Source organism: Kitasatospora sp. NPDC057692 (assembly GCF_042799475.1).
Lineage (GTDB): Bacteria > Actinomycetota > Actinomycetes > Streptomycetales > Streptomycetaceae > Kitasatospora.
Window position 1 is genome coordinate 35,590 of sequence record NZ_JBHVIV010000059.1, and the last position, 23,527, is coordinate 59,116.

14 protein-coding genes and 1 pseudogene are annotated in these 23,527 nt (G+C 75.8%); 6 read left to right on the plus strand and 9 right to left on the minus strand.

Going from position 1 to position 23,527, the window contains the following annotated elements:
• Positions 1-28: 28 nt before the first annotated feature.
• Positions 29-1,552, minus strand: a complete 1,524-nt coding sequence (locus ACFVFS_RS28180; RefSeq protein WP_380627514.1) for a M1 family metallopeptidase — start codon at positions 1,550-1,552, stop codon at positions 29-31.
• A 402-nt stretch (positions 1,553-1,954) separates the two neighbouring features.
• Here ACFVFS_RS28180 and ACFVFS_RS28185 point away from each other — a divergent pair, with 402 nt between their 5' ends.
• Positions 1,955-2,113 (plus strand): hypothetical protein, encoded by a 159-nt coding sequence (locus ACFVFS_RS28185; protein ID WP_380627515.1) that lies wholly within the window; start codon positions 1,955-1,957, stop codon positions 2,111-2,113.
• Positions 2,114-2,284: 171 nt separating this feature from the next.
• Positions 2,285-2,620, plus strand: coding sequence for a hypothetical protein (locus ACFVFS_RS28190; RefSeq protein ID WP_380627516.1), 336 nt, complete (start codon positions 2,285-2,287; stop codon positions 2,618-2,620).
• 79 nt (positions 2,621-2,699) lie between these two features.
• Here the strand turns inward: ACFVFS_RS28190 and ACFVFS_RS28195 are convergent, their stop codons facing one another.
• Together ACFVFS_RS28195 and ACFVFS_RS28200 are read right to left on the minus strand one after the other, a co-directional pair.
• Positions 2,700-3,227, minus strand: coding sequence for a 2'-5' RNA ligase family protein (locus ACFVFS_RS28195; protein ID WP_380627517.1), 528 nt, complete (start codon positions 3,225-3,227; stop codon positions 2,700-2,702).
• Positions 3,214-3,747, minus strand: a complete 534-nt coding sequence (locus ACFVFS_RS28200) for a GNAT family N-acetyltransferase (RefSeq protein ID WP_380627518.1) — start codon at positions 3,745-3,747, stop codon at positions 3,214-3,216. The genes ACFVFS_RS28195 and ACFVFS_RS28200 overlap by 14 nt, the downstream gene beginning before the upstream one ends.
• Before the next feature lie 373 nt (positions 3,748-4,120).
• Here ACFVFS_RS28200 and ACFVFS_RS28205 point away from each other — a divergent pair, with 373 nt between their 5' ends.
• A complete protein-coding gene (locus ACFVFS_RS28205; RefSeq protein ID WP_380627519.1) occupies positions 4,121-4,900 on the plus strand; it encodes a polysaccharide deacetylase family protein in 780 nt (259 codons plus the stop codon).
• 70 nt (positions 4,901-4,970) lie between these two features.
• Here the strand turns inward: ACFVFS_RS28205 and ACFVFS_RS28210 are convergent, their stop codons facing one another.
• Positions 4,971-5,408 carry a YchJ family protein gene (locus ACFVFS_RS28210; protein ID WP_380627520.1) on the minus strand — a complete coding sequence of 146 codons (438 nt, stop codon included), beginning with the start codon at positions 5,406-5,408 and terminating at the stop codon, positions 4,971-4,973.
• A gap of 384 nt (positions 5,409-5,792) precedes the next feature.
• On the opposite strand from ACFVFS_RS28210, the gene ACFVFS_RS28215 reads away from it, so the two are divergent.
• Positions 5,793-10,805, plus strand: coding sequence for an amino acid adenylation domain-containing protein (locus tag ACFVFS_RS28215; protein WP_380627522.1), 5,013 nt, complete (start codon positions 5,793-5,795; stop codon positions 10,803-10,805).
• 103 nt (positions 10,806-10,908) lie between these two features.
• Complete coding sequence (locus ACFVFS_RS28220; protein ID WP_380627523.1) at positions 10,909-16,437, plus strand: amino acid adenylation domain-containing protein; 5,529 nt, start codon at positions 10,909-10,911, stop codon at positions 16,435-16,437.
• An 87-nt stretch (positions 16,438-16,524) separates the two neighbouring features.
• Here ACFVFS_RS28220 and ACFVFS_RS28225 read toward each other — a convergent pair whose 3' ends face one another.
• The gene (locus tag ACFVFS_RS28225) at positions 16,525-17,181 is read right to left on the minus strand and encodes an NADPH-dependent F420 reductase (RefSeq protein ID WP_380627524.1); all 657 of its coding nucleotides are present in this window, start codon (positions 17,179-17,181) and stop codon (positions 16,525-16,527) included.
• A gap of 146 nt (positions 17,182-17,327) precedes the next feature.
• Between ACFVFS_RS28225 and ACFVFS_RS28230 the strand changes: the two genes are divergently transcribed.
• Entirely contained in the window at positions 17,328-18,935 is a 1,608-nt protein-coding gene (locus ACFVFS_RS28230; RefSeq protein WP_380627525.1) for a PQQ-binding-like beta-propeller repeat protein, read from the plus strand.
• 148 nt (positions 18,936-19,083) lie between these two features.
• On the opposite strand, the gene ACFVFS_RS28235 is transcribed toward ACFVFS_RS28230, so the two are convergent.
• From ACFVFS_RS28235 to ACFVFS_RS28250, 4 genes and pseudogenes are all read right to left on the minus strand, one after another.
• A complete protein-coding gene (locus ACFVFS_RS28235) occupies positions 19,084-20,448 on the minus strand; it encodes an aldehyde dehydrogenase family protein (protein WP_380627526.1) in 1,365 nt (454 codons plus the stop codon).
• A 46-nt stretch (positions 20,449-20,494) separates the two neighbouring features.
• A complete protein-coding gene (locus ACFVFS_RS28240; protein WP_380627527.1) occupies positions 20,495-22,231 on the minus strand; it encodes an asparagine synthetase B family protein in 1,737 nt (578 codons plus the stop codon).
• An 86-nt stretch (positions 22,232-22,317) separates the two neighbouring features.
• The gene (locus tag ACFVFS_RS28245) at positions 22,318-22,899 is read right to left on the minus strand and encodes a hypothetical protein (protein ID WP_380627528.1); all 582 of its coding nucleotides are present in this window, start codon (positions 22,897-22,899) and stop codon (positions 22,318-22,320) included.
• Between the two features lie 74 nt (positions 22,900-22,973).
• A pseudogene (locus tag ACFVFS_RS28250) lies at positions 22,974-23,527 on the minus strand (hypothetical protein); the annotation flags it as partial.

Below are 23,527 nucleotides of genomic sequence, written 5' to 3' on the forward strand. Positions count from 1 at the left end.
CCCCTCCGGCCCCTCCGGCCCCTCCGGCTCAGAGCGTCCCCGACCCGTGCGGCACCCCTCCCGTCCGCCGGGCGGCGCCGGGATCCACCGGATCCACCGTCCAGTCGGGGTGACCGGGCATCGGCGGGGTCCGCTCGCCGTAGAGCCACTCGCGCAGGAAGGCGCTCAGCGGCCGGCCGGACACCTCGTCGGCCGTGCGCAGGTAGTCGGCGGTGGTGGCGGTGCCGTCGCGGTGGCGCCGCAGGAAGGCCCGCTCGATCCGGTCGAACACCTCCGGCCCGACCCGCTCCCGCAGGGCGAACAGCACCAGCGCGCCGCCGGTGTACCGCTGGGCGTCGAACAGCGTCGCGGCGGTCGGCGCGGCCACCGGGCCGGAGTCGTGGCGCCACTGGTCGCCCCTGGCGTAGACGTCGCGCATCCGGTCGGTGAGCGTGGTGAAGCCGCCCGAGTCCGGCCAGCCGCGCTCGTAGCGGTACATCAGGCCGTAGAGGTCGGCATGGCCCTCGTTGAGCCAGAGGTCGGCCCAGGTGCCCGGGGTGACGCTGTCGCCGAACCAGGAGTGCACCAGCTCGTGCATCATGTGCGAGCCGATCTGCGGCTCCGCCTGGCGCAGGAAGCCCGGCTTGTAGAGCGTCAGCGTCTGCGTCTCCAGCCCGGTGAAGCCGAACGCCGCCGGGTCGTCGGTGTCGGCCGGCAGCAGCCCGTAGGTCTCGAACGGGAACCGTCCGAGGTGCTGCTCCGCCCAGGCCAGCTGGCCTGGGGTCAGGGCGAGGGCCGGCCCCAGGTCGGCGGCGCGCGCGGTGGGCACGACGTCGCGCAGCGGCAGCCCGGCCGGGCCGGTGCGCGCGCGGACCGTGTAGCGGCCCACCGAGGCCTGGAGCAGCTCGGTCGCCATCGGCTCGCGGGAGGCGTACCGCCGGGTGGTCGTGCCGTCGGGATGCGGCTCGGTGGCGTCGAGCAGGCCGTTGGCCACGCCGAGCAGGTCGTCCGGCGCGGTGACGGAGACGGTGAAGCGGGCCTTGTCGCCCGGCCGGTCGTTGCAGGGGAAGACGGTGTGCGCGCCGTCCGGCTGCCCGGCCACCGCGAAGCCGTCGGGGGTCACCACCCATCCCGTGTGCGGCAGCGGGGCGCGCGGGTCGGCGGTGTACTCGACCTCCACCCGCAGCACGGTGCCCGCCCGCACCGGACGGGTCGGCCGCACCGTCAGCTTCTCGTCGTGCGCCCGGAACCCGGCCGGGCGGCCGTCGACCCGTACGGCGTGCACGTCCAGGCCCAGCGCGTCCAGCTCCAGGTCCGCGAGCCGGGTCAGCGCGCGGGCGGTCAGCACGGTGGTGCCGTCGACCGTCCGGGTGGCGGGCCGGTAGGCGAAGGAGAGGTCGTAGGCGAGCGCGTCGTAGGCGGTGGTGCCGAGCGAGGGGAACACGGGGTCCCCGGTGCCTGCGGCCCGGGTGGCGGGGACGGGCGCGGCCGGGGCCGGGGCCGCGCAGAGCGGGAGCGCCGCCAGCGCGAGCACACCGGCGAGGACGGAACGGTGCCAGGACAGGACGACCACCTCTCTCGTGTCGTGCGGACCCGCGCCCCGCCTCGGGAAACGGGCCCTGTTCCGGGGAGCGACCCACCGGACACGGACCGTAGCAGAGAGCTCCGACAATCCGGGCGACACGCGGCGTCGCCCGGACGGCCCACTGTGGTGGCCGCGCGGCTGCGCAGTGTCATACCGTCGAAGAGCCCCGCCCCCTGACGGACGGGGCCACGGCCGCCGGAGCGCCTGGCCAGGACCGGCGGCCGTACTCATGCCCCCGCGCGCCGGGCGGCCGCTCCCGCCACCTCGTAGGCTGGACAGCCGCGCCGGCAGCCCCGCAGCCCCGCAGTCCCGCAGTCCCGCAGCCCCGCCGGCCCACCGGACCGGCCGGAGCGAGCCCGTGACCAGCCCCCATTTCGTGGTGATCGGCGAGTGCGTCGCCGACGTCGTCCGCACCGACGGCGCGCCCGCCGCACCGGCGCCGACCTCGCCACCGCCCTCACCCGTGCCACCGCCGCCACGCTGACCGTCGCCCGCCCCGGTGCCACCCCGCCCGACACCGCCGAACCGGCGGCGGCCCTGCACGGATGACGCGGTCGGCCCGGGCCCGGCGGGCCGCCCGTGCGCTCCCTGCCAAGGAACCCTGCGCCGTCGGCCAATGACCCCGCCGCCCCCGTGGCCGCACCATCGAAGTGCGTCCGGGACCCGGGGGGGACACGGGGCCCGCGGCGCACGCCACACACATCCACAGGGAGGAACACCATGTCTCGTCAGCCTCGGATCGCCGCGGTGGCGGCCACCCTCGCCCTCGCGGGCGCGAGCCTGGTCGGCGTCGCCTCGCAGGCCTCGGCCACCCCGGCCCCGGCCCTCTACGGGTGCACGTACAAGAACGTGCAGGGCAGCCTGGGGCACCTGGGCGCGGCCGTCACCTGCAAGGGCGGGTCGAACGACTGGTTCTACGGCAGCATCGACTGTAAGCGCTTCGACAACGGCTACGTGTACCACCACGTGGGTCCGACGGTCCGGGCGGGACAGACCTCGACGGTGTGGTGCGACCTGAACGCCAAGGTCATCGGCGTGTTCCACACCGAGGCCTGACGGAGGCCCTCGGGGGTCCGCCGCCGGGGCGGAGGGGGCCGGCGCTCCGCCCCGGGGGTTTCCCGCGGTCCGACACGCCTCAGGGGCTGCCGAGGGGGCGGGCCCGCTGGGTCGCGGAGTCGAAGCCGCGGGCGGCGTCGAAGGCCCCGGTGAGGTCGGGGTGGCGGCCGAGCAGGGCGTGGGCGAGGGTGACGTCCTCCGGGGCGAGGCGGCGGGTGAGGCCGACGTGGGGGGACCAGCGGCCGGGGACGTAGTGCGGGTCGGGCTCCTCGGCGTGCTCCAGGACCTCCCAGACGCCCTGGTGCAGCCGCATCAGCTCGACCGTCGGGACGACCGACCAGCTGAGCACCCGGCGCCGGCTGCGGGCCGAGAAGGAGAGCAGGCCGGTCAGCCGGACGGTCAGCGGCAGGGCGTCGGTGAGGAGCCGGTCCAGCCGCTCGACGGCCCCGTCGGGCATCCGGGCGCAGGCGGCCAGGGTGAGGTGGGGGCGGTGCCCGGGGTGCGGGTTGTCGGCGAGGCTGTCCACGCCGCCGTCGGCGAGCCGCTGCCAGACCGCGCGCACGGCGCGGTCGAGCGGTGCGTCGCAGAGCAGCTCAACGGTCTGCACGGACCAGGTCCTTGGCGTACCAGATCTCGGCGTACGGTCGCTCGCTGTAGGCGGGGATCTCCCGGTAGCCGCAGCGGGCGTACAGCGCGCGGGCCTCGACCAGGTCGAGCCGGGTGTCCAGGACGATCCGCTCGGCGCCGAGGGCCCGCGCCGCCCCGTCGATGGCGGTCATCAGCCGGGGGCCGCCGCCGGTCCCGCGCCGCTCGGGGCGGACGTAGACCCGGGTCAGCTCGACGGTCGCGGCGTCGACGACCCGCAGTCCGGCGCAGGCGGCGGGCTCCCCGGCGTACCGGCCGAGCAGGAAGACGCCGGTCGGCGGCGCGAGGTCGTCGCTGGGCGAGTCGGCGAGCCCGGTCTCGATCTCCTCCGGGGTCCCCTCCCGCCCGAGGTGCAGCCGGTAGTAGCTGTTGGCGACGTCGACGTAGTAGTCCCGCAGCAGCGCGAGGGCCTCCGCGGACCCGACGTCGGCGGGCCCGATCACCCAGGGTTCGGTGCTGCCGCGCTGCGTGCTGATCGTCATGCGCGCATTATCGGGCGCCCGCCGCTCCCCTCGCGAGCCCTTTTCGATCATCCCCGCCGCGCCGGACGGAGAGGGTGAGCAGGGAGGATGCGCCGGCGGGTGGGGCCGGGTGGGTGACGGGGGGATTGGCCGGTCGGCGTGGCGGGGGAGCAGATGATCCATGAACAGACCATCAGATAGTCGTACTGGTGGGGGATCGGCGGGACGGCGGCGTTCGCGGGGGCGGGGCGGACTGGTCGCGGCGGTGTGCCTGGCGGCCGCGGTCGCGGGGTGCGGCGGGACGGACGGGGGCGCCGCGGCGCCGTCGGCGGAGCGGACCGGGGCGAGTGCGGCGGCGGACCGGGGCGGCCCTCGGCCGCCCGCGGCGCCGCTGGTGCTGCCGGGCCCGGCCAGGGCGGAGGAGGAGGCCGGCGGCGAGGCCGTGGCCCGCAAGGCGCGGGCCGCCCGGGCGGTGCTGGAGACGGCGGCGCGGTGGGGGCTGGCGCGCCCGCCGCTGCCCGCCCCGCCGCCCCCGGCGAGCCGCCCCGAACTGGTCGCCGCCCAGGGGGTGAAGCTCGCGAACGGCCTGCCGCCGGTGGTCTACCGGGTGCCCACCGAGGAGCGGATCGTCTTCCTGACCGTGGACGACGGAGCCGAGAAGGACCCGGAGTTCAGCAGGATGGCCGCCGAACTGGGGATCCCGCTGTCCGCGTTCGTCGCGGACTACCTGGCCCGCTCGGACTACGGCTACTTCCGCGCGCTCGCCGCCCGGGGCGACGCGGTGAACAACCACACCGTCAACCACCGCAACCTCAAGGTGCTCGGCTACGGCACCCAGCGCGAGGAGATCTGCCGCCAGCAGGACCAGTTGGAGGAGCAGATCGGCGTCCGCCCGCGGCTGTTCCGCCCGCCGTACGGCGAGTACAACGAGGACACCCTGCGGGCCGCCGCCTCCTGCGGCGTCGAGGCGGTGCCGCTGTGGAACGAGGAGGCGTTCCCGGACCGCATGGAGTACCGCTACGAGGACCAGCGGCTCCACCCGGGCGACGTCATCCTCACCCACTTCCGCGGTACCGACCTGTGGAACGGCAGCATGCCCGACCTGCTGCGCAAGGTGGTCGACGAGGTGACCGCGCAGGGCTTCGCGCTGGCCCGGCTCGACGACTACCTGTAGCGGCGGCCGGCCGTAGCGGGGGCGGTCCGCCGCGCGGGCGGGGCCCGGAGGCGGGAGGCGGGAGGCGGCGTCAGCCGAGCGAGAGGGCGTCCAGGTACACCCAGGCGCCCTCGTACCGGACGAACCGGCTGTGCTCGGTGAGGACGCCCTCCTCCCGCCCCTCCGTGTAGTGGGCGCGGAAGGCCACCGTGCCCTCGGCGTGGAACGGCCCGCCCTCGGTGCCGGAGAGCACCTCCAGCCGCAGCCAGCGCAGCCCCGGGTCGAAGTCCACGGAGTCCGGCCGGGTGTCCGGGTGCCAGGTGCGCAGCAGGTAGGCCTCGTCGCGGGCGGCGAAGGCGCTGTAGCGCGAGCGCATCAGCGCCTCCGCCGTGGTCGCGGCGGCCTGGCCGCGGTGCAGTCGGCCGCAGCACTCGGCGTAGCTGGCGGGCAGGCCGCAGGGGCAGGGCGAGGAGGGCAGCAGGCGCGGCGCGGGGGCGGTGGCGCGGGCGGCGGAACGGCGTCGGGACATGGGTCCATTCTGGTGCCTCGCCGGGCTCTTCCGCAGACCCGGTCGAATGGCCTAAAGTTGACGGTCCTCCGACAATACGGAAGGCGGAAATCCGGTTGCACCCTCGTCAGGGCATGCCGGGGCCTAGCTGACGGAGTGTCGAAAGAGAACGTAGCGGCCCGCGCTGTCCCTGCCAAGACGACTGACAATGTGTACGAAATCGCCAACGAACCGTCACACATGAGCACCGCTGATCGGCGTGGCGGAGGGGATCTTTCCGGCATATCGAACGAGTGACGGAAATGTGCTGGTGATTCGTAGATCTTTACCCCACCATCTCCCAGGGCACACCGCCCATTTCTCGCCGACCACAAGTCGATGCAGCAGCACCCTCGGGAGAGATTGATGAGTTCGACGGGACTTCCCCCGCTGGATCCGGCCGCCCCGCTGGCCGCCCTGGTAGCCGCGCAGGTCAGACGAACTCCGGACGCCACCGCCGTGATCGACGGCACGCGCCGGCTGACCTACCGTGAGCTGGACGCCGCCGCCGGCGCGATGGCGGGCCGACTGGCCGCCGCCGGCGTGCGCGCCGAGACACTGGTCGGCGTCTGCCTACCGCGCACGGCGGACCTGGTGGTCAGCCTGCTCGCGGTGCTGCGGGCCGGCGGCGCGTACGTGCCGCTCGATCCGGCGTATCCGCGCGACCGCCTCGAACTGGTGGTCGGCGACGCGCAGGCCCCCGTCGTGGTCACCGACCGTGCTCACGAGCACCTGCTGAACGGCGCCGGCGCCACCCTGCTGTACGTCGACGGCGAGAGCCCCGCCGCTCCGCTCGACCCGGCCGCCGAGCGCCCCACCACCGGCGACGCCGCCACCGACGCGCTCGCCTACGTGCTCTACACCTCCGGCTCCACCGGCCGCCCCAAGGGCGTCTCGGTCACCCAGCGCGGCGTCAACGCCATGCTCCGCTGGGCCGCGGACACCTACACGGCCACCGACCTGGCCGGGGTGCTGTTCAGCACCTCCGTCTGCTTCGACATCTCGGTGTACGAGCTGTTCCTGCCGCTCTCCGTCGGCGGCACCCTGATCGTCGCCCAGAACGTCCTCGCCCTGCCCGAGCTGCCCGCCCGGGACGAGGTCACCCTGGTCAACACCGTGCCCAGCGCCATGGCGGCGCTGCTGCGCGGCGACGGCCTTCCCGGCGGCGGGGGTCTGCCGGGCACCGTGCGCGTGGTCAACCTGGCCGGCGAGGCGCTGCCCCGCCACCTCGCCGACAAGGTCTACGCCCAGCCCCGGGTCGAGCGGCTCTACAACCTCTACGGGCCCACCGAGGACACCGTCTACTCCACCTGGTCGCTGGTCTCCCGCGACGGGGCCGGCGAGCCGGTCATCGGCCGCCCGCTCGACGGCACCCTCGGCCACGTCCTCGACGAGCACCGGACACCCGTGCCCGACGGCGGCATCGGCGAGCTCTACCTCTCCGGCGAGGGCGTGGCCCGCGGCTACCACGGCCGCCCCGACCTCACGGAGGAGCGCTTCGTCGACGTCGACGGCCTGCGCTGCTACCGCACCGGCGACCTGGTCCGCCGGCTGCCCGACGGCGACCTGGAGTACCACGGCCGGGTCGACCACCAGGTGAAGGTCCGCGGCTTTCGCGTCGAACTCGGCGAGATCGAGGCCGTGCTCGCCACCCACCCCGCCGTCGAGTCCGCCGCCGCCGTCGTCCAGCGCGACGAGGCCGGCGACTACCTGGCCGCCTTCGTCCAGAGCGCCCCCGGCGCGGCCGAGCCGACGCCCGCCGAGCTGCGCGCCCACTGCGCCGCCGCCCTGCCCGGCTACATGGTGCCGCTGGCCGTCGCCGTCCTGGAGCGGATGCCGCTCACCCCCAACGGCAAGACCGACCGCAAGGCGCTGCCCCCGGTCGCCCGCAGCCGCGCCGGGCACGAGCTGTTCGTCGCCCCCCGCACGCCCGTCGAGACCCGGATCGCCGAGCTCTGGCAGGGCCTGCTCGGCGTCCCCGAGGTCGGCGTCCACGACGTCTTCCTCGACCTCGGCGGCCACTCCCTGCTCGCCGCCGGCCTGCTCGCCCGGATCGAGCGCGAGTTCGGCACCCGGGTGCCGCTCGCCGAGTTCTTCGCCGCCCCGACCGTCGCCGCCCTCGCCGTCCGGGTCGCCAACGGCGGTGGCGGCCGGGCCTCCGTGGAGCCTCCCACGCGCGAGGCCCACCTGCCCGCCCGCGCCACCGAGTTCCAGCGCGAGCTGTGGCTGCACGAAGCCGTGCAGCCCGGCAGCCCGCTCTACAACGTGCCGGTGCGGATCCGCGCCGAGGGCGCCCTCGACCGCGAGGCCCTCGGCCGCGCGCTCGCCGAGGTCGTCCGCCGCCACGAGTCACTGCGCACCGCCCTGTACGGCGACCCGAACCCGAGCGAGAACGACGACGCCGTCGCCGACGTCCGCCCGCCGTACCCGGTCGAGGTGCCGCTGCTCGACCTCACCGGCCCCGACGGGCAGGCGCCCGACGAGGTGACCCTCGACGCCGCGCTGCGCGCCGAGGCCGCCCGCCCGCTCGACCTCGCCGGCGGCCGGCTGCTGCGGGCCCTCGCCGTGCGGGTCGGCGCGGACCGGCACGAACTGCTGCTCACCGTGCACCACGCCGCGGCGGACGGCTGGGCCGCCGGCCTGCTGCTCGCCGAGGCCGCCCGGGCCCTGCGGGAGGGCGAGCTGCCCGAGCCCGCGATCCAGCTGTCGGACGTCGCCCGCTGGGAACTGCGCGACGTCGAGGCCGGCCGTGACGGCGCCGAGCGCTGGGCCGAGCGGCTGCGCGGCGTCGAGGGCGACCAGTACCTGCCCGGCGACCGCCCGCGCCCCAACCCGCAGGACGTCGCCGGCCGCCGGATCGCCCGCCGACTGGACAGCGGGTTCGTCGACGGCGTCGGGAACTGGGCCGCCCAGGAGGGCGCCAGCCTCTACATGGTGGTGCTCGCCGCGCTCGGCGGGGTGCTGCACCGCTACACGGGCCGCACCGACGTCGCCGTGCTCAGCCCCTTCGCCGTCCGCCCGGTGCCCGAGCTGGAGACCGTGATCGGCTCGCTGATCAACACCGTCGCGCTGCGCTTCGACGTGTCCGGCGCCGACACCTTCCGCGAGCTGGTCGCCCGGGTCCGCCCGACCGTCCTGGAGGCCGCCGACCACAGCGGCCACCCCTTCGTCGACCACGCCCGGCGCTACGGCGGCTCGCCCGGCCTCACCTCCTCGCCGATCTCGCAGGTGCTGCTCGCCGTCCAGAACCACCCGGTGGCCGGCGTCGAACTGCCCGGACTGAACCTGACGTTCGTCGAGGAGGTGTGCAACAGCACCGCCAAGACCGACCTCTCGCTGTTCCTGGAGTTCCCGGCCGACGGCCCGCTGCTGTCCGCCGAGTACCGCACCTCCCGCTACGAGGAGCGCTCCGTGCGCGCCGCGCTCGACCACCTGGTCGCGCTGCTCGCCGCCGCCGTCGCCGAACCCGACCGCCCGCTCGCCGAGCTGGTCATGCTCTCCACCGCCGACGGCGTGTACGGGCAGGGGGCCGCCGACGATCCGGCCAACCGCACCGAGGCGCCGATCCCCGACGCCCGGCTGCACGAGCTGGTCGCCGCCCAGGCCGCCCGCACCCCGGACGCGACCGCGGTGTCCGCCGCCGACGGCACCCTCGGCTACGCCGAACTCGACGCCGCCGCCAACCGGTTGGCGCACCTGCTGGCCGCCCGCGGCGCGGGCCCCGGCAGCCTGGTCGCCGTCGCCGTCCGGCGCGGCCGGCTGCTGCCCGCCGCCCTGCTCGGCGTGCTGCGCAGCGGCGCCGCCTACCTGCCGGTCGACATCGACCAGCCGCTCGCCCGCAACCGGGGCGTGCTCGACGACGCCGGCGTCACCCTGCTGGTCGCCGAGACCGCCACCGCCGGTGACGAGCTGCTGCGGGGCCGCGAGAGCGTCCTGGTGGACGGCCCCGAGCACGCCGCCGCCCCCGCCGGGGCGCCCGCCGTCACCGTCGGCCCGGAGGACCCGGCCTACCTGCTGTACACCTCCGGCTCCACCGGCCGCCCCAAGGGCGTCGCCGTCCCGCACCGCGCGATCGTCAACTTCCTGACCTCGATGGGCCGCGAACCCGGCCTCACCGAGCGGGACGTGATGGCCGCCGTCACCACCGTCACCTTCGACATCGCCGGCCTGGAGCTGTGGCTGCCGCTGATCACCGGCGCCCGGGTGGAGATCGCCGACCGCGCCACCGCCACCGACGGGGCCGCGCTCGGCGCCTGGCTCGACAAGCAGGGCGTCACCCACTGCCAGGCCACCCCCGCCACCTGGCGGATGCTGCTGGAGGCCGACTGGGCCGGCCGCCCCGGGCTGACCGCGCTGTGCGGCGGCGAGGCGCTCACCGCCGACCTCGCCCGCGCCCTGCTCGGCCGGGTCGGCACGCTGTGGAACCTGTACGGCCCGACCGAGACCACCGTCTGGTCCACCGTCCAGCAGGTCACCCCGGAACTCGCCGCCCACGGCGGCGTGGTGGCCCTCGGCGCGCCCATCGCCAACACCCGGCTGCACCTGCTCGGCCCCTCCGGGCAGAGCGTCCCGGTCAACGGCATCGGCGAGCTCTGCATAGCCGGCGCCGGCGTCGCGCTCGGCTACCACGGCCGGCCCGACCTGACCGCCGAACGGTTCACCGCCGAACCCGGCCGCACCGACGGCGCGCAGATGTACCGCACCGGCGACCTCGCCTGCCGCCGCGCCGACGGCCGCCTGGAGTACCACGGCCGGGTCGACGCCCAGGTCAAGCTCCGCGGCTTCCGCATCGAGCTGGGCGAGATCGAGGCCGCGATCACCGCCGTCCCCGGCGTCACCGCCGGCGCCGCCCGGCTCGTCGAGACCCCGGCCGGCCCGGCCCTGGCCGGCTACGCCGTCGCCCCCGACCTCACCGAGGACGCGCTGCGCACCGCCCTGACCGAGCGGCTGCCCGACTACATGGTGCCCGCCGGCCTCGTGCTGCTCGACGCGCTGCCGCTGACCCCGGCCGGCAAGGTCGACCGGGCCGCGCTGCCCGTGCCGCAGCTCGGCGGCGCCGGCGCCCCGCCCGAGGGCGACTGCGAGGAACTGCTCGCCGACCTGTGGACCGAGGTCCTCAAGGTCGAACGGGTCTCCCGGCACGACGACTTCTTCGCGCTGGGCGGCCACTCGCTGCTCGCCACCCGACTGCTCGCCCGGATCCGGGACACCTTCGAAACCGAACTGCCGCTGCGCGTCGTCTTCGAGGACCGGACGCTGGCCGCACTGGCCCGCCGCGTCGAGGAGCGCCTGCTGGAGGAGATCGACGACCTCGACGACCTCGGCGACCTCGGAGACGAGCTCGACGGCCTCGACGAGACCGCCGGGAGCACGCTGTGACCCACCGCACCGAATCCGGGGCCGCCGGCAACACCGGCGGCTCCGGAACCACCGACGCACGCCCGGCCGCCGGCGACACCGGCGCCCGAACGGGGGAGACCGCATGACCGACCAGCCCACCGCCGGGACCGTCCCGGAACCGGATCCGGCCGCCAGGCGGCAGGAACTGCTGCGCCGTCGCCTCGCCAAGGCCAAGGCCGCCAAGGCGGCGGCCGCGGCCGGCGGCACCGACCGCCGCACCATCGCCGCACGCCCCGAGGGCACCCCGGCGCCGCTCTCCTCGGCCCAGCGCCGGATGTGGTTCCTGGCCCAGTACGAGCCGGACAGCGCCGCCTACCACATCCCGCTCGCCCTGCACCTCGACGGCGAGCCCGACGAGGCCGCCCTCGGCGCCGCCCTCACCGACGTCCTCGCCCGGCACGAGGTGCTCCGCACCGTCTACCCGGAGGCCGAGGGCGAGGTGCGCCCCGAGGTGCTGCCCGCCGACCGGTTCGCCCTCACCACCGCCGAGGTCCCCGCCGAGGAGGTGGACGCCTGGCTGGAGGCCGAGGCCCGCCGCCCCTTCGACCTCGCCGCCGACCTGCCGCTGCGCGCCGCCCTGCTGCGCACCGGCGACGGCGCCGTGCTCAGCCTGGTGCTGCACCACATCGCGGCCGACGGCTGGTCGATCGGCGTGCTCTTCGGCGACCTCGCCACCGCCTACGGCGCCCGCTGCGGTGGCGCCGCCCCGGTGTTCGAGCCGCTGCCCGTCCAGTACGCGGACGTCGCGCACTGGCAGCAGACCGAGCTCGCCGCCGAGCTCGACCGCCAGCAGGCCTGGTGGCAGGAGCGGCTGCGCGGCGCCACCGCCACCGTCACGGTGCCCGCCGACCGCCCGCGGCCCGCCGTGGCCGGCACCGCGGGCGCCCGGTTCACCGCCGAGCTCGGCGCCGAGCGCAGCCGCCGGATCCGCACCCTCGCCGAACAGACCGGCACCACCGTCTACATGGTGCTGCTGGCCGCCCTGCAGACCGTTCTCGGCCGCTACACCGGCAGCGAGGACGTCACCGTCGGCACCCCGATCGCCGGGCGCACCCGCAGCGAGACCGAGCCGATGGTCGGCTGCTTCGTCAACACCCTGGCGATGCGCACCGACCTCTCCGGCGACCCGACGGTCCGCGAGCTCCTGGAGCGCGTCAAGGACGCCACCCTCGGCGCCTACGGCCACCAGGACCTGCCGTTCGAGCGGCTGATCGACGCGCTCGGCCTGGAGCGCGAACTCGCCCACACCCCGCTGTTCCAGGTCCTGCTGAACGTCCACAACCAGGCCGAGGCCCGCCCCGAGCTGCCCGGACACGCCGTCCACTGGCGGCCGATCGGCACCGACACCGCCAAGTTCGACCTGTCGGTGGCCGTCGTCGACACCGGCGGCGACCTCGCCGCCGACCTCGTCTGGCGCACCGAGCTGTACGACGAGGCCACCATGCGGCGCGTCTTCGGCCACCTCGCCACGGTGCTCGACGCGATGGCCGCCGGCCCCGACCGCCCGCTCGCCGACCTCCCCCTGCTCACCCCGTCCGAGCAGCGGCAGCTCGCCGGCTGGGACGACGAGACCCTGCGCGGCTGGGACCTCGGCGGCACCCTGCACGGCCTGGTCGAGGAACAGGCCCGCCGCACCCCCGACGCGCCCGCCGTGCGCGGCGCCGACGGCGTGCTCAGCTACGCCGAACTCGACCGGCGCGCCAACGCGCTGGCCCACCGGCTGCGCGCGCACGGCGTCGGCCCGGACCGCCCGGTCGGCCTGCTGGTCGAGCGCTCCGCCGCCCTGGTGGTCGGCATGCTCGGCATCCTCAAGGCCGGCGGCGCCTACCTGCCGCTCGACCCGGTCTACCCGGACGGGCGCATCCACGGCCTGCTCGACGCCTCCGGGGCCGCCGCCGTCGTCACCACCGACGACCTGCGCGACCGGCTCACCGGCGAGCTGCCGGTGGTCGTCGCGGACGGCGAGGAGCGCGCCGACGCGCCCGGGGCGGACGTCCGCCCCGAGCACCTCTGCTACGTCGTCTTCACCTCCGGCTCCACCGGCGCGCCCAAGGGCGTCGCCGTCGAGCACCGCAACTACCGCAACTACCTGCACGGCCTGCGCGAGCGGATCGGCGGCGACCAGCAGGGCTGGAACTGGGCGCTGGTCTCCACCTTCGCCGCCGACCTGGGCACCACCAACGTGTTCGGCGCGCTCACCGGCGGCGGCTGCCTGCACCTGCTGACCCGCGACCAGGCCACCGACCCGGACGCCTTCGCCGCCTACGCGGCCGAGCACCGGATCGACGCCATGAAGCTGGTCCCCAGCCACCTGGAGGGCCTGGCCGCGCACGGCACCGGCCTCGGCTCGATCCTCCCCGCCCGGCTGCTGATCTGCGCCGGCGAGGCGCTGCGGCCCGACCTGGTGGCCCGGATCCGGGACGCCCGGCCCGACCTGCCGCTGCACAACCACTACGGCCCCACCGAGACCACCGTCTCGATGCTCGGCACGCCGGTGCCCGAGGACCTCGGCGACGCGGCCACCGCGCCGCTCGGCCGGCCCTTCGGCAACGTCCGCGCCCACCTCCTGGACGCCCGCCGGCGCCCCGTCCCGCTCGGCGTCCCCGGCGAGCTGTACGTCTCCGGCGGCGGTGTCGCCCGCGGCTACCTCGGCCGCGACGACCTCACCGCCGAGCGCTTCCTGGAGATCGACGGCCGCCGCGCCTACCGCACCGGCGACCTGGTCCGCCGCCGCCCCGACGGCGCCGTCGAGTTCCTCGGCCGGATCGACCACCAGGTCAAGATCCGCGGCTTCCGGGTCGAGATCGGCGAGGTCGAGGCCGAGCTGACCGCCCGCCCCGAGGTGCGCGAGGCCGTCGTGGTCGCCCGCGGCGAGGGCGCCGCCCGCTCGCTGGTCGGCTACCTGGTGCCCGCCGACCCGGCCGCCGCGCCCGAGCCGGGCGAGCTGCGCGCCGCGCTGCGCACCCGGCTGCCCGACTACATGGTCCCGGCCGCCCTGGTCGTCCTGGACGCCCTGCCGCTGAACGCCAACGGCAAGGTCGACCGGGCCGCCCTGCCCGAGCCGGTCGCCGCCCAGCCGGTCTCCGGCGGCGGCGAGCTGACCACCGACACCGAGCACACGGTGGCCGGGGTCTACCGCCAGGTGCTGGAGGCCGAGGAGATCGGCGCGGCCGACGACTTCTTCGCACTCGGCGGCGACTCCTTCTCCGCCGTGCGGGCCGTGCGCCTGATCGGTGACGGGCTGTCGGTCATCGACCTCTTCCAGCACCCCACCGTCCGCGAACTCGCCGCGCTGATCGACGCCCGGGCCGGCGGCACCGCCGACGAGGGCCCGCGCACCCTGGTGCACAAGCTCACCCGCGGCAACGCCCCGGCCGCGGTCAACGTGGTCTGCGTCCCCTACGGCGGCGGCAGCCCGATCACCTTCCAGCCGCTCGCCGACGCGCTGCCGGAGGGCCACCGGCTCTACGCCGTCGAGCTGCCCGGCCACGACCCGAGCCGCCCCGACGACGAGCTCGCCGAACTCGACGGCCTCGCCGACACCCTGGTCGCCCAGGTGCTGGAGAAGGTCGACGGCCCGGTGCTGCTCTACGGCCACTGCCTGGGCGGCGCCCTCGCCACCGCGCTGGGCTCCAGGCTGGAGGCAGCCGGCGTCGACCTGCGCGGCCTCGCCCTCGGCGGCACCTTCCCCGCCGCCCGGCTCCCCGGCCGCTTCGCCGAGTGGATGGCGCGCCGGATGCCGGGCGACCGGGTGCTGTCCAACCGCGGCTACCTCGAATACCTGCGCGCCATGGGCGGCTTCACCGACGTCTACGACCAGGCCGAGCAGGACTTCCTGGTCCGGGCGCTGCGCCACGACGTGCGGCAGGCCGAGGACTTCTACACCCGTGCCTACGGGGACGAGCGGCCGGAGAAGATCGACGCCCCGATCCTCTGCGTGGTCGGCGAGAAGGACCGCGCCACCCAGCTCTACGAGGAGCGGTACGCCGAGTGGCAGCACTTCGGCGACACCGTCGAGCTCGCGGTGGTGCCGCGCGCCGGGCACTACTTCCTCAAGCACCAGGCCGACGAACTCGCCCGGGTGCTGGCGGAGTTCGCCGACACCGGCAAGATATCCGACCCGGCCGCGGTCAAGCGCCCGGCCGCCCGGGCCGAGCTGGGCATCTTCGCCAAGGTGGCGATCGGCCAGTTCGTCTCGATGATCGGCACCAGCCTGTCGACCTTCGCGCTCGGCGTCTGGGTCTACCAGCAGACCAACTCGGCCTTCGACTTCGCGATGATCTCCTTCATCGCGGTGCTGCCGGCCGTCCTGCTGCTGCCGGTCGCGGGCGCGCTCGCCGACCGGGTCGACCGGCGAAAAATCATGATCGTCACGGACACCGTGGCCGCCGCCGGCATGCTCGGCCTCGGCCTGCTGCTCTGGGCCGACCTGCTGCAGATCTGGCACATCTACGTGGTGGCCTGCATCGGTTCCACCTGTGGAGCCTTCCAACGGCCCGCCTACCTGGCCTCGATCACCCAGCTGGTGCCCAAGCGCTACCTGGGCCAGGCCAACGGCCTCGCCCAGCTCGGCACCGGCGCCGGCGACATGATGGCCATCCTGGCCGGCGGTGTGCTGGTCACCCTGATCGGCCTGCACGGCGTCGTGCTGTTCGACATGGCCACCTTCCTCATCGGCGTCACCTGCCTGCTGCTGGTCCGCTTCCCGGACGCCATGTTCGACAAGCAGGAGGAGCCGCTCTGGCGCGAGGTCGTCACCGGCTGGCGGTACATCGCGCGCCGGCACAGCCTGGTCGCCATGGTGGTCTTCTTCGTGGTGTTCAACTACCTGTTCGCCGTCGCGACCGTGCTGATCACCCCGATGGTGCTGGCCTCCGGCACGCCCATGCAGCTCAGCGTCATCACCGCCCTCGGCGGCCTCGGCGCGATGATCGGCGCCCTGGTCATGGGGCTCTGGGGCGGCACCCGCCGCCGCACCGTCGGCATGATCGGCTTCACCTCGGTGGTCGGCCTCGCCGCCGTCCTGGCCGGCAGCCGCCCCGAGACCGCGCTCACCGCCTGCGGACTCTTCGTCCTCTGGGCGGCCATGATGATCCTCAACTCGCACTGGATGGCGCTGATCCAGACCAAGGTCGGGATGGAGCTCCAGGGGCGCGTCCTGGCCACCAACCAGATGCTCGCCATGTCGATGATGCCGCTCGGCTTCCTCACCGCGGGCCCGCTCTCCGACCACGTCTTCGAGCCGCTGATGCGGCCCGGCGGCGCGCTCGCCGACTCGGTGGGCCTGGTGCTCGGCACCGGACCGGGCCGCGGCGCCGGACTGCTGCTGGTGGTGGTCGGCCTGGTGCTCTTCGTCTGGGGCCTGCTCGGCCTCGCCTACCGGCCGCTGCGCCTGCTGGAGGACATCCTCCCCGACGCGCTGCCGGACGCCGAGATCGGCGACAAGGACGCCATCCAGGCCGAGGCGGACCGGCAGCTCGCCCTCGCCCAGGCCGCCCGCAAGGGCCGCCGCGCCCCGGGCGCCGTCCGGGTGCCACACCCGTCCGGCAAGCCCGAGCCGGTCGAGGACGACGACCCGGCCGACCGGGTGCACGCCTCCACCGGCCGGTAGCGGCATCGCGCCACCCGCACGGACGCGCCCCCGTCCCCTCTCCGGAGAGGGCGGGGGCGCCGTCGTGCGCGGACCTTCCCTGGCACGCTACCGGGCGCGCTTGAACGCGTAGTTGAACTCCGTCGTGCCGAAGGCCCCCATCAGCCGGATCCAGAACGGCATCATCATCTCCATCGCCCGGGCGCCCGTGATGTCGCCGAGGTCGATCACCCACTCCGCCGGCCAGCCGAAGGTGCCCAGCAGCGCCACCGTGCGCGCCTTGGCGTCCGCGTCGTTCCCGGCCACGAACAGGTTGTGCTCGCCCTCCAGCCGGGACGGGTCCACCATCAGCGGCGCGGTCAGCGTGTTGAGCGTCTTCACCACCAGCGCCTCGGGGAACTCCCGCTGGATCCGCTCACCGACACTGTCGTCGTTCACCGGATCCAGCGTCAGCTCGCCCTCCGGGGAGAAGACCAGCGGATTGGAGAGGTCGATCAGCAGCTTGCCGGCCAGCTGCCCGGCCCCCGCCGCCCGCAGCGCCTCCACCGCCACCGTGCCCGGGGTGGCGTTCAGCACCACCTCGCCGAACTCCGCCGCGTCCGCGAAGGTGCCGTGGTGCCCGCCGGGCCCGGCCTGCTCCGCCCACGCCGCGCCGGCCTCGTTCCCCCTGCTCCGCGACCCGAGCGTCACCTCCTGGCCCAGCCCGACCAGCCGGTCCGCGATCGTCCGCGCGACCCCGCCCGTCCCGATGATTCCGTACCGCACCTTCCGTACCCCCTGTCACTCGGACCTCTGCCGCACCGAACGATAGGGCAGCCCGGCCCGCGCGTCCGGCGAACGGCGCGAACGGGCGCCCGCCGACTGGACCACGTCCGCTGGTGGCCGTGCCCGGCGCGCCGAACCATGGCGCCATGAACCGCACCGCCCGCCCGTTCCGGCCCCGTCCGGCCCGCGCCGCCGCGCTCCTCACCGGCCTCGTCCTGCTCGGTCCGCTCGCCGCCGGCACCGCCCGCGCCGACGTCGGCACCATCTCCTTCTCCGCCGACCGCACCGCCTGGGACCGCGCCGAACCGCTGCTGAGCCCCGCCGAGGTCGACCGGTCCGACTTCGGCGTCCGCTTCTCCACCCAGCTCAACGGCCAGGTCTTCGCCCAGCCGCTGGTGATCGGCGACCTCGTCGTCACCGCCACCGAGACCAACCACGTGTACGGCGTCGCCGCCGAGACCGGGCAGGTCGTCTGGCACCGCGCGATGGGACCGGCCTGGGCCTCGGCCGCGATCGGCTGCTCCGACCCCGGTCCCAACGTCGGCACCACCTCCACCCCGGTCCACGACCCCGCCACCGGCACCGTCTACCTCACCAGCAAGGTCGACGACGGCCCCGACGACCACCACCCGCACTACTACGTGCACGCCCTCGACGCCCGCACCGGCGCCGAGCGCAGCGGCTGGCCGGTCACCGTCGAGGGCGACCCGGTCAACGCCCCCGGCAAGCCCTTCAACGCCTACCGCTCGCTCCAGCGCACGGGGCTGCTGCTCCTCGACGGCCGGCTCTACTTCGGCTTCGGCTCGCTGTGCGGCATCGGCGACTACATCGGCACGGTGGCCGGCCTCGACACCCGCAGCCGCGAGCTCACCCTGTTCTCCACCGTCGCGGGCTCCGACACCCAGCGGGCCTCGGTCTGGATGTCCGGCAGCGGTCTCGTCTCCGACGGCCCCGGCCGCTTCTTCCTCACCACCGCCAACGGCCAGGGCGCCGGCGCCTCGCCCGCCCCGGGGCCCGGCAACCGCCCGCCCGGCGGCCTCGGCGAGTCGGTGATCCGCTTCGCCGTGGGGGCCGACGGGGGCTTCGCCCCGGTGGACTTCTTCAGCCCGGTCAACAACGCCACCCTGGACCGGAGGGACACCGACCTCGGCTCCGGCGGCCCGGTCGCCCTGCCGTCCGCCTTCGGCACCCCCGCCCACCCGCGGCTGCTCGTCCAGGTCGGCAAGGACGGCCGGATCTTCCTGCTCGACCGCGACGACCTCGGCGGCACCGGCCAGGGCCCGAACGGCACCGACAAGGTGGTCGGCCTCACCGGCCCCTACGGCGGCGTCTGGGGCCACCCGGCGGTCTGGGGAGGCGACGGCGGCTACGTCTACACCGTCGAGAACTACGGCAGACTGCGCGCCCTCAAGTACTCGGTGAGCGCTGCCGGCCTGCCGCAGCTGACCAGCGCCGGCACCAGCGCCGGGGAGTTCCTCAAGATGTCCGGCTCACCCGTGGTCACCTCCGACGGCACCCGCGGCGGCTCCGCCCTGGTCTGGGTGATCTGGTCCGGCACCGGCCAGTACGGCGAGGGCGGCGAACTGCGCGCCTACGACCCCGTCCCGGTCGACGGCACCCTCAGGCTCCGCCGGTCCTTCCCGATCGGCACCGTCAGCAAGTTCTCCGTCCCCGCCACCGACCGGGGCCGCATCTACATCGGCACCAAGGACCACCACCTGGTCGCCCTCGGCCGCCCCTCGGCCTTCGCCTGATCCCCTGCACGGCCGGCCGCGGTCCGGGTGGAAGACCGTCTCCCGGCGCCGGGACCCGCGCACGGCGACCTGAGCCGGACCGCTGCGAGCGGACGGCCCGGGTCGCCGCGCGCCGGGCGTGCGGAGCAGGGCGTGCGGAGCAGGGCGTTCAGAGCCGGGCGGTCACCGTCTTCGGGCGCTGGTACTCGTGCAGGGCGAGGACGGACAGGTCGGTGCCCTGCCCGGAGGCGCCGCGGCCGCCGTGCGGGAGTTCGGCGGTCTGGACGAGGTGGCAGTTGATCCAGGTCTCGCCGGCGTCCAGGCGGGCGGTGAGGTCGAGGGCGGCGGACAGGTCGCCGGTCCACACGCTGGCGGCGAGCGCCTGCGGCACGGCGTTGGCGAGGGCCAGCGCGGCCTCGGCGGTCGGGGCGTGCTGGACGGTCAGCATCGGGCCGAACACCTCCTCGACCACCGCCGGGTCGTCGTCCGGGAGGTCGGCGAGCAGCCGGGCGGGGCGCCAGAGGCCGTCGCCGCGGCCGGGGGCGGGCAGCGAGCGCCCGGCGCCCGAGGCGGCGAGGATCCGGTCGTAGCGGGCGGCCTGGTCCGGGTTGTTGAGCGGGCCGAAGTCGCGGCCGGCCTCGCGGGCGCCGAGCGCGGCGGCGAGGGCCTCGACGGTCCGCTCGTAGTGCTCGGTGAGGGTGATCACCCGGGCGGGCGCGGCGCAGCTCTGCCCGGCGTTGTAGGTGCAGGCGGCGGCGAGCGCGGACCAGGTGTGCTCGGGGGCGTCCGGCAGGACCAGCACGGGGCTGTTGCCGCCGAGCTCCAGGCTGACCCGGCGGTGGCCGGCCCGGGCGGCGATGTCGGCCCCGGCGGCGGCGCTGCCGGTGAAGGCGATCAGGTCGACGTCGGCGGCGACCAGCAGCCGGCCGGTTTCGCGGTCGCCGGGCAGGGCGGTGAGCACGCCCTCGCCGAGCGCCTCGGCGGCGTGGGCGGCCAGCAGCGTCGCGGAGTCGGGGGTGGTCTCGGCGGGCTTGACGACCACCGCGTTCCCGGCGGCGAGCGCCGGGGCGGCGCGCCAGGCGGCCATCAGCAGCGGGTAGTTCCACGGCACGACGGCGGCGACCACGCCGACCGGCTCCCAGCGCACCCAGCTCTCGTGGCCCGGCAGGTAGCGGCCGGCGGCGGGCGCGGTACCGGTGCGCGCGGCGCCCGCGTAGAACCGGAAGAGGTCGGCGACCTCGCCTATCTCGGCGGCGGCCTCCGCCTCGGGCTTCCCGGTGCCGGCCTGTTCCAGCACGGTGTACTCGGTGAGGTGGCGCTCGATCAGGTCGGCGAGCGCGTCCAGACGGCGCTCGCGCTCGCGCGGGGTGAGCGCGCGCCAGCGCGGGGCGGCGGCCCGGGCGCGGGCGGCGGTCCCGGCGACCAGCCCGGCGCGCGCCGGGACGAGGGTGCCCCGGGTGTGGCCGGTGCGCGGGTCGGTCAGGTGGAGCTCGGGTGCTTCGGGTGCTTCGGGGGATGCGGTGGACGGTGCCATGACGGGGCCTCCCGGGCCGGGGCAGCAGGGGACGAGGGGGAGCGGGTCACAGGTCGTAGGCGCGCAGCCAGAGTTCGAGGGTGAGCACCAGCCAGAGCTTGCCGCCCTGGCGCGGCAGCAGCGTGCCCTCGCGGCGCATCCAGGTGCGGACGGTGTCCGGGCGGACCAGCCCGCGCTCGCGGGCGGTGCGCCCGAGCAGCAGCTCGCCGGAGAGCTCGCGCAGCGGCCCGTTCAGCCACTGCTGGACCGGCACCCGCATACCGCTCTTCGGCCGGTCGACGACCGCCGCGGGGAGCAGGTCCCGGACGGCCTCCTTGAGCACCCACTTCTCCACCGTCCCGCGCAGCTTGAGGGTCGGCGGGGTGGCGAAGGCGTGGTCGACGACGTGCCGGTCGAACAGCGGCGAGCGGCCCTGCACCCCGCGCGAGGCGGTGAGCCGCTCGACCTTGGTGAGGATGTGGTGCGCGCCCTTGGTCCGCAGGTTGCAGTGCAGCAGCTGGTTGAGCAGCGCGTGCATCGGCCCGGGGGCCAGGTACGGGGCGACGAAGCGCCGCGGATGCGGCTCGTCGGCCAGGGCGCGCAGCACGTCGGCGGTGAGCAGCCGGGGCAGGTCCTCGTAGCACTTGCGGTAGGACCGCAGATAGGCCTCGGCCCGCGCCTCGGGGGCCGGGTCGTCCCGGTGCATCTCGTGCACCAGCATCGGCAGGTTCTTCGGACCGCCGTACACCGGGTCGCCGCCCTCGCCGTTGAGCGCGACGGCGATCCCGTCGGCGGCGACGGCCTCGGCGAGCATCAGGTTGGGGACGGTCAGCGGGTCGCCGACCGGGCTGTCGAGCAGGGCGACGGTGTCGGCGAGCCGGGCGGCGACCTCCTCGCCGGAGACGCTGAGGATCCGGTGCCGGGTGCCGCAGTGGTCGGCGACCAGCCCGGAGTACCCCAGTTCGTTGGGCAGCCGGTCGCCGAAGCTGATCGAGTAGGTGTGCACGGGGTGGTCGTGCAGCTTGGCGGCGAGCGCGGTGACCAGTGAGCTGTCGACGCCCCCGGACAGCAGCACCCCGACCGGCCCGCCCTCCGGCAGCCGGCGGGCGGTGGCCCGTTCGAGCAGCCCGCGCAGCTCCCGCGCGTACGCCTCGGCCGGCGGCGCCGCGCCGTCGGGCAGGTGCTCGGCGGGCTCCCAGAACGGCTCCTGCCGGGCGCCGCCGTCGGCGGCGAGCCGCAGCACCCGGCCGGGCAGCGCCTCGTGCACGCCGCGCAGCAGGGTCTCCTCGCCGGGCAGGTAGGCGAAGGTGAGGAAGGAGCGGACGGCGGCCAGGTTGAGGCCGGTGCCGAGCGCGGGCCAGTGGCGCAGGGCGCGCAGCGAGGTGGAGGCGGCCCAGCAGCCGTCGGCGCGGGCGTAGAACAGGGTGCGGGTGCCGGTGTGGTCGCGCACCAGCACCAGGTCGGCGCCGTCGACCACGGCGAGCGCGAACATGCCGTCGGCCCGGCGCAGGCCGTCGGCGCCGAGCCGCAGCCACAGGCGCAGCAGCAGCTCGCCGTCAGGGCAGCCGACGGGTGCGGGGGAGCCGGCCGCGGCGAGCGCGGCGAGCAGCTCGGACCGGTTGTGCAGGGTCACCTCGCCGACGGCGGTGGTGCCGTCGACGGTGAACGGGCCGGTGGCGAAGCCGGGTTCGGCGGGGAGCAGGGCGGCCCGGGCGCCGTCGGGCGCGGGGGTGCCGGTGAGTGCGGCGAGGTGGGTGCGGGCCCGGTCGGCGTCGGGGCCGGCGCAGGCGCAGCAGCGGGGCATGGTGGTGCGGTGCCTTTCGTCGAGTGGCGGCCCGCCGGGGCGGGTCCGGGGTGGGTCCGGGATCCGGGGCGCGGGGCCCGGGGGGCTCAGCCGAAGTCGTCGCCGTCCCAGCCGTCGTCCGAGTCGCTCCAGTCGGCGAAGTCGGCGGACCCGTCGTCGGCGCCGGGGTCGTCGTGGTGGCCGTCGTCGCCGTCCGCGGAGTTGTCGCCGCCCCCGCCGCCCCCGCCGCTCCCGCCGCCGCTGCTGTCGGAGGAGGTCTGCCGCCGGGCCTCGGCGCGCAGTTCCTCCTCCTCCGCCTCCGACAGCGCGTCCGGCGGCAGCTGTGCGGCCGTGATCGCGGCGGCGCCGGCCACGCCGAGGGCGCCGACCACCACGCCGAGCCGCCCGCCGAAGGAGCTGCGGTTGAGGGTGACCAGCCCGCCGTTCCACACGGTGCGCCCGTAGCCGAGGTCACGGCCGTACTCGGTGGTGCCGTCCGCGTACCGCCGCTTGACCAGGTCGCGGCCGAGGGGTTCGTCGGTGCCGGAGCGGCCGAGGCTGTCGTGCCAGTGGATCTGCCGGTCGGTGCCGCGCCGGCGCCACTCGCTGCGGCCGTCCTCGTACCGGCGGTGCACTTGGCCGTCCGCCAGCAGTTCGTCGCGGTAGCCGAGGTGGCGTGCGTTGCTCATGGGTGCGGGGTCCTCACGGATCGGGACGGGCGGGTCGGGCGGATCGGCCGGGGAGGGGCGGGACGGGGGAGGGCTCAGCCGGCGGGCCAGCTGAGGAAGCCGCTGCCGCGCGCGGTGCGCACCCGCCGGTGCAGCGGGGCGCGGCGCGGTCCGGCGGTGGCGCCGCCGCGGACCTGGCGGATCACCGTGTGCAGCAGCCGGGCCGGGGCGACGGCGGCCAGTTCGATGGTCCGCCCGCTGCCGAGCCAGGCCCGCTCCTCGGGGCGCAGCCCGGCGGGCAGCGGGCCGCGGTAGCCGCGCGGGCCGCGCCCGGAGGTGAGGTGCAGGGTGGTGGCGTGCCGGGGCACCAGGCCCATCGAGCGCACCCGGACGCCCGCGGCCGCGTTCGGCCGGTAGGCCGCCCGGAGCTCCTCGAAGCACGCCAGGCCCGAGGGGCTGGCGTCGTGCAGCACGTGCACGACGGCGCCCCCGGCCCGCTCCAGCGCGGCCAGCAGCCGTTCGTCGAGCGGTAGCTCGTCGGCCGCGACGATCGGGCAGGCGGCCTCCAGGTGCAGGTCGTTGGCGAGCAGCATCGCGGTGATCTCCCGGCTCTGGCAGACCAGCAGCCGGGGCAGCCCGTAGTCGTAGC

Bases quoted from the DNA above. Each gene is read 5' to 3' on its own strand.
- ACFVFS_RS28190 (WP_380627516.1), top strand. From the start codon at position 2,285: ATGTCTCGTCAGCCTCGGATCGCCGCGGTGGCGGCCACCCTCGCCCTC.
- ACFVFS_RS28200 (WP_380627518.1), bottom strand. From the start codon at position 3,747: ATGACGATCAGCACGCAGCGCGGCAGCACCGAACCCTGGGTGATCGGG.
- ACFVFS_RS28210 (WP_380627520.1), bottom strand. From the start codon at position 5,408: ATGTCCCGACGCCGTTCCGCCGCCCGCGCCACCGCCCCCGCGCCGCGC.
- ACFVFS_RS28215 (WP_380627522.1), top strand. From the start codon at position 5,793: ATGAGTTCGACGGGACTTCCCCCGCTGGATCCGGCCGCCCCGCTGGCC.
- ACFVFS_RS28220 (WP_380627523.1), top strand. From the start codon at position 10,909: ATGACCGACCAGCCCACCGCCGGGACCGTCCCGGAACCGGATCCGGCC.
- ACFVFS_RS28230 (WP_380627525.1), top strand. From the start codon at position 17,328: ATGAACCGCACCGCCCGCCCGTTCCGGCCCCGTCCGGCCCGCGCCGCC.
- ACFVFS_RS28235 (WP_380627526.1), bottom strand. From the start codon at position 20,448: ATGGCACCGTCCACCGCATCCCCCGAAGCACCCGAAGCACCCGAGCTC.
- ACFVFS_RS28240 (WP_380627527.1), bottom strand. From the start codon at position 22,231: ATGCCCCGCTGCTGCGCCTGCGCCGGCCCCGACGCCGACCGGGCCCGC.
- ACFVFS_RS28245 (WP_380627528.1), bottom strand. From the start codon at position 22,899: ATGAGCAACGCACGCCACCTCGGCTACCGCGACGAACTGCTGGCGGAC.